We start from the raw sequence: 15,733 nt of genomic DNA on the forward strand, positions 1-15,733 counted from the left end.
GCCGCTGCGCGGACGTTCGGGCGGGCACACAGGCACCGCCCCTACAGTTTCGTTTGGGCAGATTGCGTGTGGATGGTTGGCTTTGTTTGGGAATGGATTGTGCTTGGCCTACGCGTTTCGTTTGTATGGGTGATGCGTGCGAATGCCCTTAACCCACGTGGGCGAATGGTTGTGGGGAGGACCAAGCCTGTAGGGCTTGTACTTTTGATAGCCCAGGGTTGGCGACGATAGGAGGCTACCCTGGGAAGTCGTGGAAGGGAACCTATGCCATCGGTATTGTACTTTCTTTAAATTCATTTGAACAAAAGGAATAGCATTCGTGAACAAATGTTTTCTGCCAAGTTGTCAGTTGGCATGGGCTTTGCATATATGTGGGGCAAAACGAATTAAATAAATTAAGCAATATGCAAAAAGGTAATATTGGGGTTACGACAGAGGATATCTTCCCCGTGATTAAAAAGTTCCTCTATTCGGATCATGAGATATTTTTGCGCGAGTTGGTGAGCAACGCTGTCGATGCCACGCAGAAGTTGAAGACGCTGGCCGAGAAGGGCGATTATAAAGGCGAATTGGGCGATTTGGCGGTGCGCATCACGTTGGATGAGGCGGCAAAGACTATCACGATTAGTGATAACGGCATTGGTATGACGGCCGAGGAGATTGAGAAATATATCAATCAGATTGCGTTCTCGGGTGTGTCGGATTTCTTGGATAAATATAAGGATAATGCCAATGCCATCATTGGGCACTTTGGTTTGGGTTTTTATTCGAGCTTTATGGTGAGCGATCGTGTGGACATCATCACGAAGTCTTACCAGGAGGGCGCGAAGGCTGTGAAATGGACGTGCGATGGTACGCCGGCTTATGAGCTTGAAGAGACCGAGAAGGCTGGGCGTGGCACGGATGTGGTGCTGCATGTGAGCGAGGATTGCAAGGAGTTTTTGGATAAAGGCAAGTTGACCGAACTGCTCAACAAATATTGCAAGTTCATGGCTGTGCCCGTGATTTTTGGTAAGGAAACCGAGTGGAAAGATGGCAAGCAGGTGGAAACCGACAAGGACCACGTGATTAACAGTGTGGAGCCGCTGTGGGTGAAGACGCCTTCGACGCTGAAGGATGAGGATTATGAGAAGTTCTATCGTGAACTTTATCCCATGCAGGATGAGCCGTTGTTTTGGATTCATCTGAATGTGGATTATCCGTTCCACTTGACAGGTATTTTGTATTTCCCTCGCATTAAGAACAGCATTGAACTGCAGCGCAACAAGATTCAGTTGTATTGCAATCAAGTGTTTGTGACCGACCAGGTGGAAGGCATCGTGCCCGAGTTCCTGACGTTGCTGCATGGTGTGATCGACTCGCCCGATATTCCGCTGAATGTGAGCCGCAGCTATTTGCAGAGCGATGCGAACGTGAAGAAGATTTCGACCTACATCACCAAGAAGGTGGCCGACCGTTTGCAAAGCATCTTCAAGGAAGACCGCAAGGCTTATGAGGAGAAATGGGATAGCCTGAAGCTGTTTATTCATTATGGCATGCTGTCGCAGGAGGATTTCTATGAGCGGGCGAAGGACTTTACGCTGTTGAAAGATGTCGACGGCAAGTATTACACGTTTGAGGAGTATAAGACGCTCATCAAGGATAGCCAGACCGATAAAGACGGCAACTTGATTTATTTGTATGCTAACAATGTGGAGGAACAATATTCCTACATTGAGGCTGCCAAGAATAAAGGTTATAGCGTGTTGCTGTTCGATGGCCAGCTCGATACGCCGTTGGTGGGCTTGCTGGAGCAGAAATTCGAGAAGTCGCGCTTCACTCGTGTGGATGCTGATATCGTTGAGCGGCTCATTGTGAAGGATGAGGCGAAGAAGACCGAGCTCAATGCCGACCAGACGGAGCAGCTTTCTCAAGTGTTCCGCTCGCAGATGCCACATTTAAATCAGGTGGAGTTTATGGTTGAGGTGCAGGCCTTGGGTGCGGATAATCAACCCGTCGTCATCACACAGAATGAATATATGCGGCGCATGAAGCAGATGAGCCAGTTCCAACCTGGTATGGCTTTCTATCAGCAAATGCCCGATAGTTACACTTTGGTGCTCAACAGCGACCATGCTTTGGTGAAGAAAGTGCTGGGCGATTGCGATGCGGCTACGGGCGAAGCACTCAAGCCTATTCAAAGTGAGCTGAAGGGATTGCAGGCGCGTCTCTCGGCTTTGCAGCAGGCACAGAGCGCAAAGAAGCCCGAGGAGCTGACGCAGGAAGAAAAAGATGATGTGCAGAACACGCAAAAGGAAATCACTGCGCAACAAGATAAGCAAAAAGAGGTGATTGCAAACTATGCAAAAGAAAATAGCATTGTTCATCAACTAATTGACCTCGCTTTGTTGCAAAATAGCATGCTAAAAGGTAAAGAATTAGATGCATTTTTGAAGCGCTCGATAGATTTAATCCAATAATTCTGTGAGCGATTGTAGAAAAGGAAGTGGGAAACATGTGGTAGCATGTTTCTCGCTTTCCTTTTATTATTTCAGATATAATCTTGTTAATAAACATTAATCATCGGGCATTTCTCTTGTGCTGTGTTTTGAGTTTGGCCAAAAACTATTACCTTTGCACCGCATTCAAGAAATGAGGCTTCGTAGCTCAACTGAATAGAGCATCTGACTACGGATCAGAAGGTTCCGGGTTTGAATCCCAGCGAAGTCACAACATGAAGAATGTTTAAAACGGATGGCTTCGTAGCTCAACTGAATAGAGCATCTGACTACGGATCAGAAGGTTCCGGGTTTGAATCCCAGCGAAGTCACAACATGAAGAGGAGTTCTTAATTAGAACTCCTCTTTTTTGTGTTCTTTTACGAAATAAAAACATGCAAATCCTTTGTCTCTCGCTCATTTTATTTTATTTTTGCATGAAAAATAGGAAATATGAAATAAAGGAATATGGTAAAGAAAATTAAATATGGTTTGGTAGCCCTTGTGGGCGTTTTTATCTTTAGTGCGTGTGGAACGACGCAGACAGTGCCCATCACTGGGCGTAAACATTCCTTATTGGTGAGCGATGCCGAGGTGTTGAGTTTGAGCAAGTCGGAATATGCGAAATACATGCAGACGGCCAAGCGCTCGACAGATGCTGCGAGCACAGCGATGGTGCAGCGTGTTGGCCGCCGTTTGGCGAATGCTGTTGAGGATTATTTGCGCACGCATGGTGCCGCTGATGAAGTGAACAACTTCGATTGGGAGTTTAATTTGGTGGCCGACAAGAACGTGAATGCCTTTTGTATGCCCGGCGGAAAAATTGTTGTTTACGAAGGGTTGCTGCCCGTCACACAAACCGAGTCGGCTTTGGCCATCGTGTTGGGGCACGAAATTGCGCACGCAGTGGCTAAGCATAGCGCCGAGCAGATGTCGAAGAAGATACGCCAGAGCTACGGCACACAAATCGGAAGTCAGATTGTTGGCGCCATCGCAGGCTCTTCCGTTGGCGAACTTGCAGGTGCCATTGCACAGCAAGGATTTAGCTTTGCCAACCTTCGTTACAGTCGCGACAACGAAACCGAGGCCGACCACATGGGACTTATCTTTGCAGCAATGGCGGGCTACGACCCTGCTGTAGCCATTCCTTTTTGGCAACGTATGGCCGAGAAGAGCGGTGGCGGCAACAGCAGCGACATGTTTAGCGATCACCCGAGCGACGCCAAACGCATAGCCGCTATTCGTGAGTGGTTGCCCACGGCAGAGAAATATTATGAGGCTTCGGGTGCCAAGACTTCTACATTGCAGATTTCTTCGGGGAAAGCATCAAAGAAAACCAAAGCTACGCGCCGACGCAAGAAATAGTCGGCCCCTGCTTTTTACTTTAACCTCTTTCTATTATGATAGCTTATTTAGTCACCCATTTATGGCTCATTTGGACCTTCATCTTCTTGCTGTGTCTAATTTTAGAGCTGAGTTCAGGCGATTTCTACGTCATTTGCCTTGCTGTCGGTGCCGTTGTTCCGATAGTTGTTTCGTTTTTCACGCCCTTGTGGCTTCAGATTCTGCTTTGGGCGCTGTCTTCAGTGTTTAGCATTTGGTTGGTGCGACCGTGGTTGGTGCGGCATTTGCGCACGGCGGGCGACGCACGTTTGAGCAATGCCGACGCTTTAATTGGCCGCATTGGCGTTGTCATAGCCGATATTCCAGCTGGCGCGAGCGGTTATGTGAAAGTTGATGGCGACGAATGGAGAGCTGTAAGCCAAAATGGAATGGCCATCACGAGCGGCAACAAAGTTGAAATCGTCTCGCGCGAATCCATCATCATAACAGTGAAATTAATATAGTTTATTCATTTTAAAAGTTCTAAATCATGAACATTGGCATTTATGTGTTAGTGGCAATCGTTGCATTAGCCATTATTTTTTTGAAGATGACCGTTGTCATCATTCCACAGAGTGAAACCAAGATCATCGAGCGTTTAGGAAAGTATTACGCCACGCTCAAGCCCGGCATCAATTTAGTGATACCTTTCATCGACCGGGCGAAGAGCATCGTCACGCTCATCAACGGCCGTTACGCCTATTCAACGAGCATTGATTTGCGCGAACAAGTGTATGATTTCGCGCGTCAGAATGTGATTACCAAAGACAACATTCAGATGCAAATCAATGCGTTGCTCTATTTTCAGATTGTCGACCCGTTCAAGGCTGTCTACGAGATTAACAACCTGCCCAACGCCATCGAGAAGCTCACGCAGACCACCTTGCGTAACATCATCGGCGAAATGGAGCTCGACCAAACGCTCACCAGCCGCGACATCATCAACACCAAGTTGCGGGGCGTGCTCGACGATGCCACCAACAAATGGGGCATCAAGGTGAACCGCGTAGAGTTGCAGGACATCACGCCGCCGCAGAGCGTGCTGCAAGCCATGGAGAAGCAGATGCAAGCCGAGCGCAACAAGCGCGCTACCATCCTCACCAGCGAGGGCGACAAGCAGGCGCAAATCTTGCAGAGTGAAGGCGACAAGGCGGCCATGATCAACAAGGCCGAAGCAGCCAAGCAGCGCGCCATCCTCAACGCCGAGGGCGAAGCCACAGCACGCATACGCAAAGCCGAAGCCGAAGCCGTGGCCATTGAAAAGATTACCGAGGCTGTGGGCAAATCAACCAATCCGGCCAACTATCTTTTGGCGCAGAAATACATTCAGATGATGCAGCAGTTGGCCGAAGGCGACAAGACCAAGACCGTTTTCCTGCCCTACGAGGCAACCAATCTCTTGGGCAGCGTGGGTGGCATCAAAGAGCTTTTTAAAGGCGAGTGAAATGCGCCGGGCTTGCGCTTTGTAAGTCCCAAGAAGTTTCCTTTTTGACGCAAGCGGAGCGGTGGCACCATTTAGCGCCGCTCCTCTGCCTTCTCTAAAAAATAAACACGAAACAATGAACATAGCTATTGTTTGCGGAGCGCGTCCCAACCTCATCAAGGTGGCGCCGCTGCTTCGCACCATTCATGGAAACAAGAATTATCAATCCATCCACGCCGAGTTGATTTATGTGGGCACGGCGGCCGACGCCACCTTGGATGCTACCATCTTTAGCGACTTGGCCATTGCGCCGCCCGACGTTTATTTGGGCGTGGAATGTGAAAACCTCAACGAGCTCACGGGCCGGGTGATGTCGGCTTTTGAACACTATTTGCAAACCCATCCCACCGACGTGGTTCTCGTGGTCGACGACTTGGCCAGCACCATGGCCGTGGCCATTGTCACGAAGAAGGCGGGCGTGCGCCTGGCGCATATCGCTGCCGGAACCCGCAGTTTCGATATCACGATGCCCAAGGAAATCAACCGGCTGGTGATCGACGGCCTGAGCGACGTGCTCTTTACCGCCGGAGCCAGCAACAACAGCATCGCCAATCGCGAGGGCGCCGAGCTGAGCAAGGTTTACATGGTGGGCAACATTTTGATGGACAACCTGCGATTTATCCACCAGTCGCTTCAGCGCCCGCCCATCTTCGACGATTTGCAACTCGATGCCGAGCGCTACATCCTCTTCACGCTCAACCGCAAGCTGCTCATCGAGCAAACGCAGCATCTGCGGCAATTGTTGCAAGCCATCGTGCGCAGCGTGGAAGGAACGGGCATCCGCGTGATTGCACCGCTGCGCCAGCGCGCTGCCCGCGTGGTTGAGGCTTTGCTGGCCGACGAACCGCAAGCCCAGGCCATCACGCTCGTGCCGCCGCAGGGCTATCTGGCCTTCGCCTATCTCGCAGCCCACGCCCGCGGCATCATCACCGACAGCGGCAACGTGGCCGAGGAAGCCACCTTCAACCAGGTGCCGTGCATCACGCTCAACAGCTACACCGAGCACATCGAAACCGTCAAGCAGGGAACCAACGTCCTCGTGGGCGAAAATCCCGACTTGCTCCACGCTGCCGTCGACGACATGGTGGCCGGCCGATGGAAAACATCGAGCCTGCCCGAGCGCTGGGACGGCCGCACCGCCGAGCGCATCCTGCAAATTCTTTATTGAACACATTACTCACGCGCACAATTTTTCTGCAACCGCGCGCCACATTTCAGTGACGAAGCTTTGGCCGCCGGCCAGTTTTTTTCTAAATTTGTGCGTTAAACAAATTCATAACACAGATGAAAAAACTTATTTTCCCCGCCGCAGTGGCACTCATGATGGGCCTCGCGGCATGTTCGCAACAAAAACAACCCCAACAGCAGCAGGCCGCGCAGCCCGCCGCTCAAGTGCAAGTAGACAGTGCCGCCATGCGCGCCAATGCCGGCGAATATCGCAGTTACGATGGCTCGAAATCGCTGAAGTTGGAGGCCAACGGACAGGTGACGAGCAAGAAACTCCAGTTTGACTACACCTCGTGGCGGGTCATCAGCACGGGCGAAGGCTATGCCGACATCGTGCTCGTGCGCGCCGGTTTGGACCACGAGATTGAGCAAAGCTTCCGCATCGACACCAGCGACCATTCGCTCGTCATTGACCAGGAGACGTTCCGCTTGCCCGCCAAGCCCAAGAAATAATCGCGCTGCGCTGCACGAAAGGGGCGGCAGACCCCTCTGCCCCTTTTCGTGCCAGTGAATGCGACGGATGAAGAAAGGGTGGGGCTGCTTACGCGTAAGTCGCGGCAAAAAAACAAAAAACGGGGCTGCTGGAACTCCAGCAAGGGCAAAAAATCAAAAAGATGGGTTGCTGGAACTCCAGCAAGGCTAAAAATGAAAAAAATGGGGCTGCTGGAACTCCAGCAAGGCTGAAAATGAAAAAAATGGGGCTGCTGGAACTCCAGCAAGGCTAAAAATGAAAAAAATGGGGCTGCTGGAACTCCAGCAAGGCTAAAAATGAAAAAAACAGGGCTGCTGGAACTCCAGCAAGGCCAAAAATGAAAAAAACAGGGCTGCTGGAACTCCAGCAAGGCTAAAAATGAAAAAAATGGGGCTGCTGGAACTCCAGCAAGGCCAAAAATGAAAAAAACAGGGCTGCTGGAACTCCAGCAAGACCCAAAACTAAAAAAAACGGCATGATTTGATGTGCCAGTACGGGCTGCTGGTATAGTTTATGCAATAAGAGAAATGTTAAGGCTAAAAACCCCATGGTATTTTGGGAGACCTTCAACAAGAATTAACCAACCTTGGAATACCACAAGGTTCTTTTCAACTTTAACCTATAAATATGTTGAAGAAGCAAAAACTAAGGCGCATTGAACGCCTAAAGCTCCAAAATCTGGAGCATTCTCAGTATGCCAACTACGTGTTGGCGCAGTTTAAAACCCTCAATTTGGATAAGCTCAACGAGGTGCTGCCGCCCTTGGTGACGGCCATCAAAAACGAGGATGCTGTGCTCAATCTGCCAGCGAGTGCTGCGGAGACGGTCGATGTGCGACAGTTGGACGACGTGCGCGACAAGGCTTTCCGCTCGCTGTCTTTGAAAGTTCAGACGGCCTTGGTGAGCGACGATGCCGACGAGCGAGCTGCCGCAAAGAAGATTGAAAGGGTGATCGATTGCTATCCCGGTTTGCCGTCGATGAACTATGAAAAGGAAACGGGAGCCCTGCTCAACCTCATTGTTGACCTGAAAGATGCCAAATTGGCGGCTGAGGTGACAAAATTGGCACTCACATCTGCCATTGCGCGCTTGGAGACGGCCAACACTGAGTTTAGCAAGACGTATTATGGGCGTTATGCGAGCAACACCGATTCGCCCAAACGTGGCGCACGTGCCTTGCGCGAACGCACCGACGAGGTGTTGGACGATGTGCTCTGGCGCGCCGAATGTCTTTATGAGGTGACGCGCGACGCCAATCTCTTGCGCACCATCGAGCTCCACAACACCTATGTGGCCGACCGCGAGAAGGTGTTTGCCGACCGCGAACGCACCAATGCCGCCGCCGAAGAGGCCGAGCGCAAACGCACGGGCGAAATGCTCGCTCCGCTGTTTCTGGCCTTAGAAGCTGCACGCCATTTGCCACAAGGCAGCCTCTCGTTCACGGGCAACACCTCGGGCAGCGACAAAAAGAAGCAATATGAGTTGCACGTCGAGGGCAGCGATGAACCGCTCTGGGTGGTGCTGAAAAATCATCGCTTAGAAGTGGTGAAGCACGAAGAAAAGGCTGATGCCAAGAAGCCCGCATCGAAAAAATCGGGCAAGAAAAAGCCTGCCGACGACGGCAATAACAAAAAGCCGGGCGAAGGCGAGCATGGCACGGTTGAAGTGACGCCCAAGTCATAGGCCAACGCGCATGAAATGGGGCAGGGCAACGAGGGTTGTTCTGCCCTTTTTTCGTGAACGCTCCAAAATCTTAAATAAACCCTAAAACTAAGTGCCTTTTTTAAAGGAAATAGTTTTTTTTCACTAATTTTGCCGCCAAGTTTAGTGGCTTATGCGTAGAAAGAGAGTATTCTCACTGATAACATTGCTTTGTTTTGCGCTGGCTGTGGTTGCAGCTGGCAAACGCTTCACCCTCGTTATCGATGCGGGGCATGGCGGCGGCGATAATGGTGCGCCGGGAGCCTATTCCAACGAAAAAGATTTGACGTTGAAGTATGCCCTCGCCTTTGGACGCTATGTGGAGCGAAATTGCCCCGACGTGAAGGTGATTTACACGCGCACAACCGACATATTCGTCACCCTCGCTGGTCGCGCCGACATCGCCAATCGCAACAAGGCCGACCTCTTTCTCTCGTTCCATATCAACGCCATCACAGGCTCGAAATCGGCTCATGGATTTCAAAGTTGGACACTTGGCCGGGGCGCACAGTCGGGCGATCGCGGCATCAAAGCCAATGTCGACGTGGCCAAGCGTGAGAACTCGGTGATGTTCTTAGAAAAGGATTACAAGAAGGTGTATAAGGAACTCGATTCCAATGCCGCCGAAAGCGATATCATGTATGAGTTTATTGCCGACAAAAATCGCGAACGCAGCGTGGAGCTCTCGCGCCTGATGCAGCAATATGTCTGCGCTTCCACGGGGCGCGTGAATGGGGGCTCGCATCAGAATAATCTGGCCGTGTTGCGCCTCACATCGATGCCGAGCTGCCTGCTCGAGCTGGGTTTCATCTCTACGCCCGACGAAGAAGATTTCCTCAATGCCGACAGCTCTGTGCCGCTCTATGTGCAGGGCGTCTTCAACGCATTCATGAAATATCGCGAGCACTATGACAGCAACATCAGCGTGCCCTATAAACCTATCAAGGATGAACCGGTTATTCCGCAGGTGGTGCCGCCTTCTTATCAAAACGAAGCGCCTGCGCCCAAGCCTGCACGCAAGAAAAAAGTGGCGGTGGCAGCGCCCGAAGTGAAAGCGCAGCCCGATGTCACACCCGATAAGGACGCGGCCGCGCAGCCGGTGTTTAAAGTGCAGCTGTTTGTGGCCAGCCAGACTTTGCGCAACGATGACAGCCGCTTGAAAGGGCTCGACGGCGTGGATTTTTATCGTGAAGGTGCGCTGTTTAAATACACCTGCGGCGCTTCGCCCGATTATAACGAAATTTACAAACTGCGCAAACAGCTTTTAGAGCGTTTTCCCGATGCCTTTATCGTGGCGTTTGTCGCAGGGCAGAAATGCAACGTCAATGAGGCGATACGCACGTTTAAAGCCCATAAAAATAAATAAATCGCAAGTGCGAACCGACAAAAAATAGAATATGAAACTGACAAACGAAATCAAAATTGCGCTCGTTGCCATCGTCGGCATCCTGGTGCTGTTCTTTGGACTCAATTTCTTGAAGGGCATGTCGCTCTTCTCCTCAGATACCACCTATTACGTGGCGTTTAAAGATATTAGCGGCCTCTCGTCGTCCAATCCCATCTATGCCGATGGCTACAAGGTGGGCGTGGTGAAAAGCATTCAGTATAATTATGCTAAGAAAGGCGATGTGCTCGTGCAAATCGACATTAATCCCGATTTGCGTATCCCAAAAGGAAGCTCGGCCGAGATTGAAAGCGATCTCATGGGCAACGTGAAGATGAATTTGCTCTTGGCTAACAATCCTCGCGAGCGGGTGAACAAAGGCGACACAATTATTGGTTCAAAGAACAGTGGAATGTTGGGAAATGTGGCAAAATTGTTGCCCACCGTGCAGCAAATGTTGCCCAAGCTCGATAGTATCCTCAATAGTGTCAACACCTTGTTGGCTGACCCAGCTTTGGCACATTCACTCCACAACATCGAAGGCATCACGGCCAACCTCAACACCACTTCGCAGCAACTCAACACGCTCGTTGCAGGAGTGAACAAACAAGTGCCGGGCCTTTTGCGCCACGCTGATGGTGTGATGGTGAATGCCAACACCTTCACGGGTAATCTTGCACAGGTGGATGTTGCCGGAACGATGGCTCAAGTGAACCAAACCATTGCGCAGCTCAATGCATTTACCCAGCAGCTCAATAGCAAAGAAGGTAGCTTAGGTTTGCTCATGCACGATCCGGCACTTTATAACAACCTCAATAAAACGATGGTGAGCGCCGACTCGCTGCTCATTAATGTGCGGCAACACCCCAAGCGGTATGTGCACTTCTCCTTGTTTGGCCGAAAAGATAAGTAGGCTCAGGCAAACAAAAAAGTTTGGCGCACAATACTACGGATTGTGGCGCCTTCGTTTTGGAATTTGCATTAGTTTTTGTAATTTTGTGTCGCACTTAGCAAACACGTCTAACGACATTTAATCATTTTAGTAGCATAAATTTTCATGAAAGGAAGTCCTGCAGGCTGTTGGGACAAGGCACTTGCGCTCGTCAAGCAACATGTCACGCCGCAACAGTTTGATACTTGGTTTAAGCCCATTGGCTTTGAGCATTTTAACGAAGAAGAGAAAACCATCCTCGTTCAAGTGCCCAGTCCTTTCGTCTATGAATATTTAGAAGAGAATTTCTTAGGCTTGTTGCGTGCGGTGCTCTATCGCACTTTTGGCGAGGGTGTGCAACTCACCTATCGCATTGTCACCGACAAAGAGCATAAGCTGACGCAAGATATTGCATCGGATGAGAGCAATGCTGATACAGACGCGGTGCAGAATGTCCTTAAACAGGTTGAGAAACAGGCTGCGGCGGTTGAATTTGATTCGCAACTCGACCCGCATCTTACGTTCAAGAACTATATCGAAGGCACGAGCAACAAGCTGCCACGCAGCGTGGGACTTTCGATTGCCGAGCATCCTGCCACGCCGCAATTCAACCCCATGTTTATTTACGGCCCGTCGGGCTGCGGAAAGACGCATCTTATCAACGCCATTGGGCTGCATTGCAAGCAGCTTTACCCCGAGAAACGCGTGCTTTATATCAGCGCGCGCCTTTTCCAGTCTCAGTTTGTCGATGCCAATCTCAAACACGTAGTCAACGATTTCATTCGATTTTATCAAACCATCGATATGCTCATCGTGGATGATGTTCAAGAATGGATGACAGCCGCTAAGACGCAAGACTCCTTTTTCCACATCTTTAATCATCTCTTTCGCAATGGCAAGCGCATCATTTTGGCCAGTGACCGTCCGCCGGTTGACCTCAAAGGCATGAACGAACGCTTACTGACGCGTTTCTCTTGTGGTTTGATTGCCGAGATGGAGAAACCGAATGTGGAGCTGTGCGTAGACATCTTGCACAATAAAATCCGCCGCGACGGGCTGCATATTCCCGAAGAAGTGGTGCAGTTTATCGCCTCGACAGCCAATGGCAGTGTGCGCGATTTAGAAGGTGTGGTGAGCTCTCTGTTGGCTTATAGCGTGGTGTATAATTGCAAAATTGACATGCGTTTGGCCGAACGAGTGATTAAGCGGGCGGTGAAAATCGACGATAAACCGCTCACCATTGACGATATTATGGAGGCGGTTTGTGTACATTTCAATGTTACGGCCACAGCCGTAAACAGCAAAAGCCGCAAGCGCGATTTGGTTGTCGCACGTCAGGTTTCGATGTTCTTGGCTCAGAAATATACCAAGATTCCGGCCTCGCGCATTGGACGCCTGGTGGGAAATCGCGATCATTCTACTGTTATTCACAGTTGCTCGCAAGTGGAGCAGCGCCTCAAGGTGGATCAGGATTTTAAGGATGACGTGATGCGCATCGAGGCCTCATTCCAGTTGAAAGGATAAGACGTAGGCGCATAGGTGCGCGCAATCTTAAAATCCCGCATCAGCAGTCGATGCTGATTTCTCAAAAACAAGCGTTCGTCACCTGCCGAACGAGTATTTTTCTCAAAAACAAGTGTTCGTCACCTGCCGAACGAACATTTTTCTCAAAAACAAGTGTTCGCCACCCGCCGAACGAGTATTTTTCTCAAAAACAAGTGTTCGCCACCCGGCGAACGAATATTTTTCCTAAAAACAAGCGTTCGCCACCCGCCGAACGAACATTTTTCTCAAAAACGATTGTTCGTCACCCGCCGAACGAATATTTTTCCTAAAAACGATTGTTCCGCACCCGCCGAACAAGCATTTGACTTGGGTTTATCGCAAAAGCTAAGGTGAAGTTATTGGTCGGGGTTGCGTTCATAGCCTTGATATGCCGGCACAAGCCCACTCATAACCGCGTCATAGCTTTGTTGCATTTGTTGTTTGATGTTCTCAGCGCCTTGTCCCGCAGGAGGAATCGGCTGGTGAATGGTTAATTTCAGCGGATGCCAGAACACCCAAAAGAAGTCGCGTGTACGCGGCTTCACATCGAAACAGCCATTGATGGTGATGGGCACGACGGGTAATTGCAGTTCGTCGGCCAACATAAAGGCACCGCGAAAGAATACCCCCATGTGGCCTGAGAAGGTGCGCGCACCCTCGGGAAAAACAACAACCGACATCCCCTCCTTCAGGATGTTGCGGGCGTTGTCATAAGTGGCTTTGATTTTCGAAGGGCCACTGCGGTCAACGAAGATGTGGTGCGCGGCGGCACATGCAGCTCCTACTAAAGGAATGCGGCGAAGTCCCTTTTTCATCATCCACTTGAAGTTGCGTCCCAAGAAACCATAAATGAGGAAGATGTCGAAGGCTCCTTGATGATTGGCCACAAACACATAGCTTTGGTGTGGGTCGAGATGTTCGCGCCCTTCAACTTTTATGGGTAGGAGCAGAAGTTTTATCCACAGCCATCCCCAGCATTTCCCAGGATAATAACCCCAGAAATGTCCGTTGCCGAGGTGGCATCCCACGATGGTGACAAGGGCTGTGAGGATGGTTGCCACAAGCAGCAGGGGCAAACAAATGAGGAGCTGATAAAGACGATAGAGGTATTTCATTATTGAAATTATTGAGTTATTATTGTGCGTGTAGGGTGATGACGGCGATTTCGGGCTCAACACCAATGCGCAGCGGGATGAGACCGCCTATTCCGCAAGTGACATAAAGATAGCGGCCATGGCTTTCGGCCAATCCGTAGTCATCTTTATAAGTGAATAATGTGGTACGTAGTCCAAAGAGGCTCACTTGCCCACCATGCGTGTGCCCTGCTAATGTGAGTTGGGCATGGCTCTCGGGCAGAATGCGTGTGCGCCACGTTTTGGGGTCGTGTTGCAAGAGCAGGGTGAAGGTGTTTGCATCAATTCCTGCCGTAGCGCGTCGGATGTTGGATTTGTCGAAGCTGTGAGAGCCTACGCCGCAATATTCTTCGCCTACAATGGCTATCGAATCTTTATGATTGCTGCTGTAGAAAAATCGATGTTCATTGCGCAGCAGTTGCCAGCCCATTTCTTTTTGTGTGGCAATCATCTGCGCCTCAATCTTTTGTTTTTCAGCGGCTGTTCCATAATAATAGCCGCTATAATCGTGGTTGCCCAGTACACTATAGACGGGAATGCCCTGCTTGGCAAGGCGAGCGAGTAGGGGGATGAGCGGTTGAAGTTCCGAGGGGTTGGTGTTCTGCAAATCGCCAGCGAAGCAAATCATGTCGGGGCGTTGCGCCAGGATGGTATCGATATCGCGTGCTAAAAACTGCTCCCAACCATGATTGAATGTGCCTACGTGCGCATCGCTAAATAGCACAATTTTTAGACCATCAAACGCTTTGGGGAGCGTTTTAAATGTGAGCGATAGGCGCGTCACACGCAATTCTTTGGGGCCAACGAGCACGCCATGAAGCGTCGTGCATAAGATGAGCACACTCACGAGTGTGGCTATCGCGTAGGTGCTGCGGCGGAACTTTAAGTTCTGTTTGCCCCATTTTCGTGTGATGAGTACCGCGATAGCAAACATCATCTTGGGGGTGACGCATAATACAAATGCGAAAATAAACAGTTTTATCCAGCACGAATTATCGGGGGCAAACTGTTTTTGTAGCGCCAAAACGATGGAAAATACCACCATAGCGATGCTGGGAATCCACCAAAGCAGGCGCAACCACGGCTTTGCACGTGTTCGTTTGTGGCAAAAAGCTGCATACACTACAGCATCGGGCAGAAGGATAAGTGGAATTAAAAAATATATTATCCTGACAATCATGAAAAGTAATGTGTTTAAAGTTGTTTTAAAAATTTGCGTATACGTTCAGTTGGAATCCCACGCCTTTTAGCATAATCAGCAATTTGGTCGTCTCCAATGCGCCCTAAATCAAAATAACGGCTTTGCGGATGGGCAAACATTAAACCGCTGACACTGGCATGCGGATTCATCATGCCTGTTTCAGTGAGTTGAATGCCAATACTTTTAAAGGGAAGCAGTTGGTTGAGCAGAAAGTTCACGCTCGTGTCGGGGATAGATGGATAGCCCACAGCAGGTCGAATGCCTTGATAGGCCTCGGCATGAGTCTCCTCCATAGTGAGTTGCTCATTTGGCGCATATCCCCAATACACGCGGCGCACATATTCGTGCATCTTTTCAGCAGTCCCTTCGGCCAAGCGGTCGGCCAACACTTGTGAAAGCATGCGCAGATAGTCATCTTTTGCATAAGTAGCGGTCAATGCCGCATCTACCGAGGTCGCAAAAATACCTACGCGGTCGGCAATCCCTTGCGCCTTCGGGCGAACAAAATCTGCTAACGAAAGGTTGGGTGTGCCATCTTGTTGCGCTTTTTGTTGGCGCAACATTGGTATGCGTATGTCGGCAATAATCAAGTCGTCGCCATCGCTATTAGCCGAAAATAAATCGAATGTTGCATGTGTGAAGTAGTGCCCTTCCCATTCTTTGAGCAAAGCTTCGGCGTCGGTTCTCAAAGCCTGTTTGGCTTCTTTTGGCTTGCCATTCATGTCCCAGGCATGAAAAAAATAGAGCCAATTAATATAAGGTGTAATCTCCTGAATAGAATAATGGGTAATCATTT

General features: G+C 50.1%; 14 protein-coding genes and 2 tRNA genes. 13 read left to right on the forward strand and 3 right to left on the reverse strand.

All coding sequences use genetic code 11. From position 1 onward, the window contains the following. Positions 1–404 precede the first annotated feature (404 nt). The 13 genes from htpG (at position 405) to X919_RS17045 (ending at position 12,893) form a co-directional block, all read left to right on the forward strand. Entirely contained in the window at positions 405–2,459 is a 2,055-nt protein-coding gene (gene htpG / locus X919_RS0105305; protein ID WP_028899298.1) for a molecular chaperone HtpG, read from the forward strand. A 176-nt stretch (positions 2,460–2,635) separates the two neighbouring features. Then, positions 2,636–2,709, forward strand: a tRNA-Arg gene (locus X919_RS0105310). A 26-nt stretch (positions 2,710–2,735) separates the two neighbouring features. Further along, positions 2,736–2,809: transfer RNA gene (locus X919_RS0105315), tRNA-Arg, on the forward strand. A 136-nt stretch (positions 2,810–2,945) separates the two neighbouring features. Continuing rightward, positions 2,946–3,842, forward strand: a complete 897-nt coding sequence (locus X919_RS14885) for a M48 family metallopeptidase (RefSeq protein ID WP_036917199.1) — start codon at positions 2,946–2,948, stop codon at positions 3,840–3,842. 35 nt (positions 3,843–3,877) lie between these two features. Next, positions 3,878–4,324 (forward strand): NfeD family protein, encoded by a 447-nt coding sequence (locus X919_RS0105325; protein ID WP_028899299.1) that lies wholly within the window; start codon positions 3,878–3,880, stop codon positions 4,322–4,324. 26 nt (positions 4,325–4,350) lie between these two features. Then, entirely contained in the window at positions 4,351–5,304 is a 954-nt protein-coding gene (locus X919_RS0105330) for an SPFH domain-containing protein (RefSeq protein WP_028899300.1), read from the forward strand. A 115-nt stretch (positions 5,305–5,419) separates the two neighbouring features. Then, positions 5,420–6,511, forward strand: a complete 1,092-nt coding sequence (locus tag X919_RS0105335) for a UDP-N-acetyl glucosamine 2-epimerase (RefSeq protein ID WP_028899301.1) — start codon at positions 5,420–5,422, stop codon at positions 6,509–6,511. Positions 6,512–6,735: 224 nt separating this feature from the next. Further along, the gene (locus tag X919_RS0105340) at positions 6,736–7,023 is read left to right on the forward strand and encodes a hypothetical protein (RefSeq protein WP_253270088.1); all 288 of its coding nucleotides are present in this window, start codon (positions 6,736–6,738) and stop codon (positions 7,021–7,023) included. 646 nt (positions 7,024–7,669) lie between these two features. Then, positions 7,670–8,725, forward strand: a complete 1,056-nt coding sequence (locus X919_RS0105350) for a DUF6261 family protein (protein ID WP_028899303.1) — start codon at positions 7,670–7,672, stop codon at positions 8,723–8,725. 151 nt (positions 8,726–8,876) lie between these two features. After that, a complete protein-coding gene (locus X919_RS0105355) occupies positions 8,877–10,109 on the forward strand; it encodes an N-acetylmuramoyl-L-alanine amidase family protein (RefSeq protein WP_028899304.1) in 1,233 nt (410 codons plus the stop codon). Positions 10,110–10,140: 31 nt separating this feature from the next. Further along, positions 10,141–11,040 carry an MlaD family protein gene (locus tag X919_RS0105360; RefSeq protein WP_028899305.1) on the forward strand — a complete coding sequence of 300 codons (900 nt, stop codon included), beginning with the start codon at positions 10,141–10,143 and terminating at the stop codon, positions 11,038–11,040. A gap of 144 nt (positions 11,041–11,184) precedes the next feature. Then, entirely contained in the window at positions 11,185–12,582 is a 1,398-nt protein-coding gene (gene dnaA, locus X919_RS0105365; RefSeq protein WP_028899306.1) for a chromosomal replication initiator protein DnaA, read from the forward strand. A 50-nt stretch (positions 12,583–12,632) separates the two neighbouring features. Continuing rightward, positions 12,633–12,893, forward strand: a complete 261-nt coding sequence (locus X919_RS17045; protein WP_216592153.1) for a hypothetical protein — start codon at positions 12,633–12,635, stop codon at positions 12,891–12,893. A 66-nt stretch (positions 12,894–12,959) separates the two neighbouring features. Here the strand turns inward: X919_RS17045 and X919_RS0105370 are convergent, their stop codons facing one another. The 3 genes from X919_RS0105370 to X919_RS0105380 are packed head-to-tail and all read right to left on the reverse strand — an operon-like array spanning position 12,960 to position 15,731. After that, positions 12,960–13,718, reverse strand: coding sequence for a lysophospholipid acyltransferase family protein (locus tag X919_RS0105370; protein ID WP_028899307.1), 759 nt, complete (start codon positions 13,716–13,718; stop codon positions 12,960–12,962). A gap of 19 nt (positions 13,719–13,737) precedes the next feature. After that, a complete protein-coding gene (locus X919_RS0105375; protein WP_028899308.1) occupies positions 13,738–14,916 on the reverse strand; it encodes a metallophosphoesterase in 1,179 nt (392 codons plus the stop codon). Positions 14,917–14,930: 14 nt separating this feature from the next. Continuing rightward, a complete protein-coding gene (locus tag X919_RS0105380; RefSeq protein ID WP_028899309.1) occupies positions 14,931–15,731 on the reverse strand; it encodes a vitamin B12 dependent-methionine synthase activation domain-containing protein in 801 nt (266 codons plus the stop codon). Between the last annotated feature and the right edge of the window lie 2 nt (positions 15,732–15,733).

Origin of the sequence: Prevotella sp. HJM029 (assembly GCF_000599605.1) — a bacterium.
Classification (GTDB): Bacteria; Bacteroidota; Bacteroidia; order Bacteroidales; family Bacteroidaceae; genus Prevotella.

Bases quoted from the DNA above. Each gene is read 5' to 3' on its own strand.
- htpG (WP_028899298.1), top strand. From the start codon at position 405: ATGCAAAAAGGTAATATTGGGGTTACGACAGAGGATATCTTCCCCGTG.
- X919_RS14885 (WP_036917199.1), top strand. From the start codon at position 2,946: ATGGTAAAGAAAATTAAATATGGTTTGGTAGCCCTTGTGGGCGTTTTT.
- X919_RS0105325 (WP_028899299.1), top strand. From the start codon at position 3,878: ATGATAGCTTATTTAGTCACCCATTTATGGCTCATTTGGACCTTCATC.
- X919_RS0105330 (WP_028899300.1), top strand. From the start codon at position 4,351: ATGAACATTGGCATTTATGTGTTAGTGGCAATCGTTGCATTAGCCATT.
- X919_RS0105335 (WP_028899301.1), top strand. From the start codon at position 5,420: ATGAACATAGCTATTGTTTGCGGAGCGCGTCCCAACCTCATCAAGGTG.
- X919_RS0105350 (WP_028899303.1), top strand. From the start codon at position 7,670: ATGTTGAAGAAGCAAAAACTAAGGCGCATTGAACGCCTAAAGCTCCAA.
- X919_RS0105355 (WP_028899304.1), top strand. From the start codon at position 8,877: ATGCGTAGAAAGAGAGTATTCTCACTGATAACATTGCTTTGTTTTGCG.
- X919_RS0105360 (WP_028899305.1), top strand. From the start codon at position 10,141: ATGAAACTGACAAACGAAATCAAAATTGCGCTCGTTGCCATCGTCGGC.
- dnaA (WP_028899306.1), top strand. From the start codon at position 11,185: ATGAAAGGAAGTCCTGCAGGCTGTTGGGACAAGGCACTTGCGCTCGTC.
- X919_RS17045 (WP_216592153.1), top strand. From the start codon at position 12,633: ATGCTGATTTCTCAAAAACAAGCGTTCGTCACCTGCCGAACGAGTATT.
- X919_RS0105370 (WP_028899307.1), bottom strand. From the start codon at position 13,718: ATGAAATACCTCTATCGTCTTTATCAGCTCCTCATTTGTTTGCCCCTG.
- X919_RS0105375 (WP_028899308.1), bottom strand. From the start codon at position 14,916: ATGATTGTCAGGATAATATATTTTTTAATTCCACTTATCCTTCTGCCC.
- X919_RS0105380 (WP_028899309.1), bottom strand. From the start codon at position 15,731: ATGATTACCCATTATTCTATTCAGGAGATTACACCTTATATTAATTGG.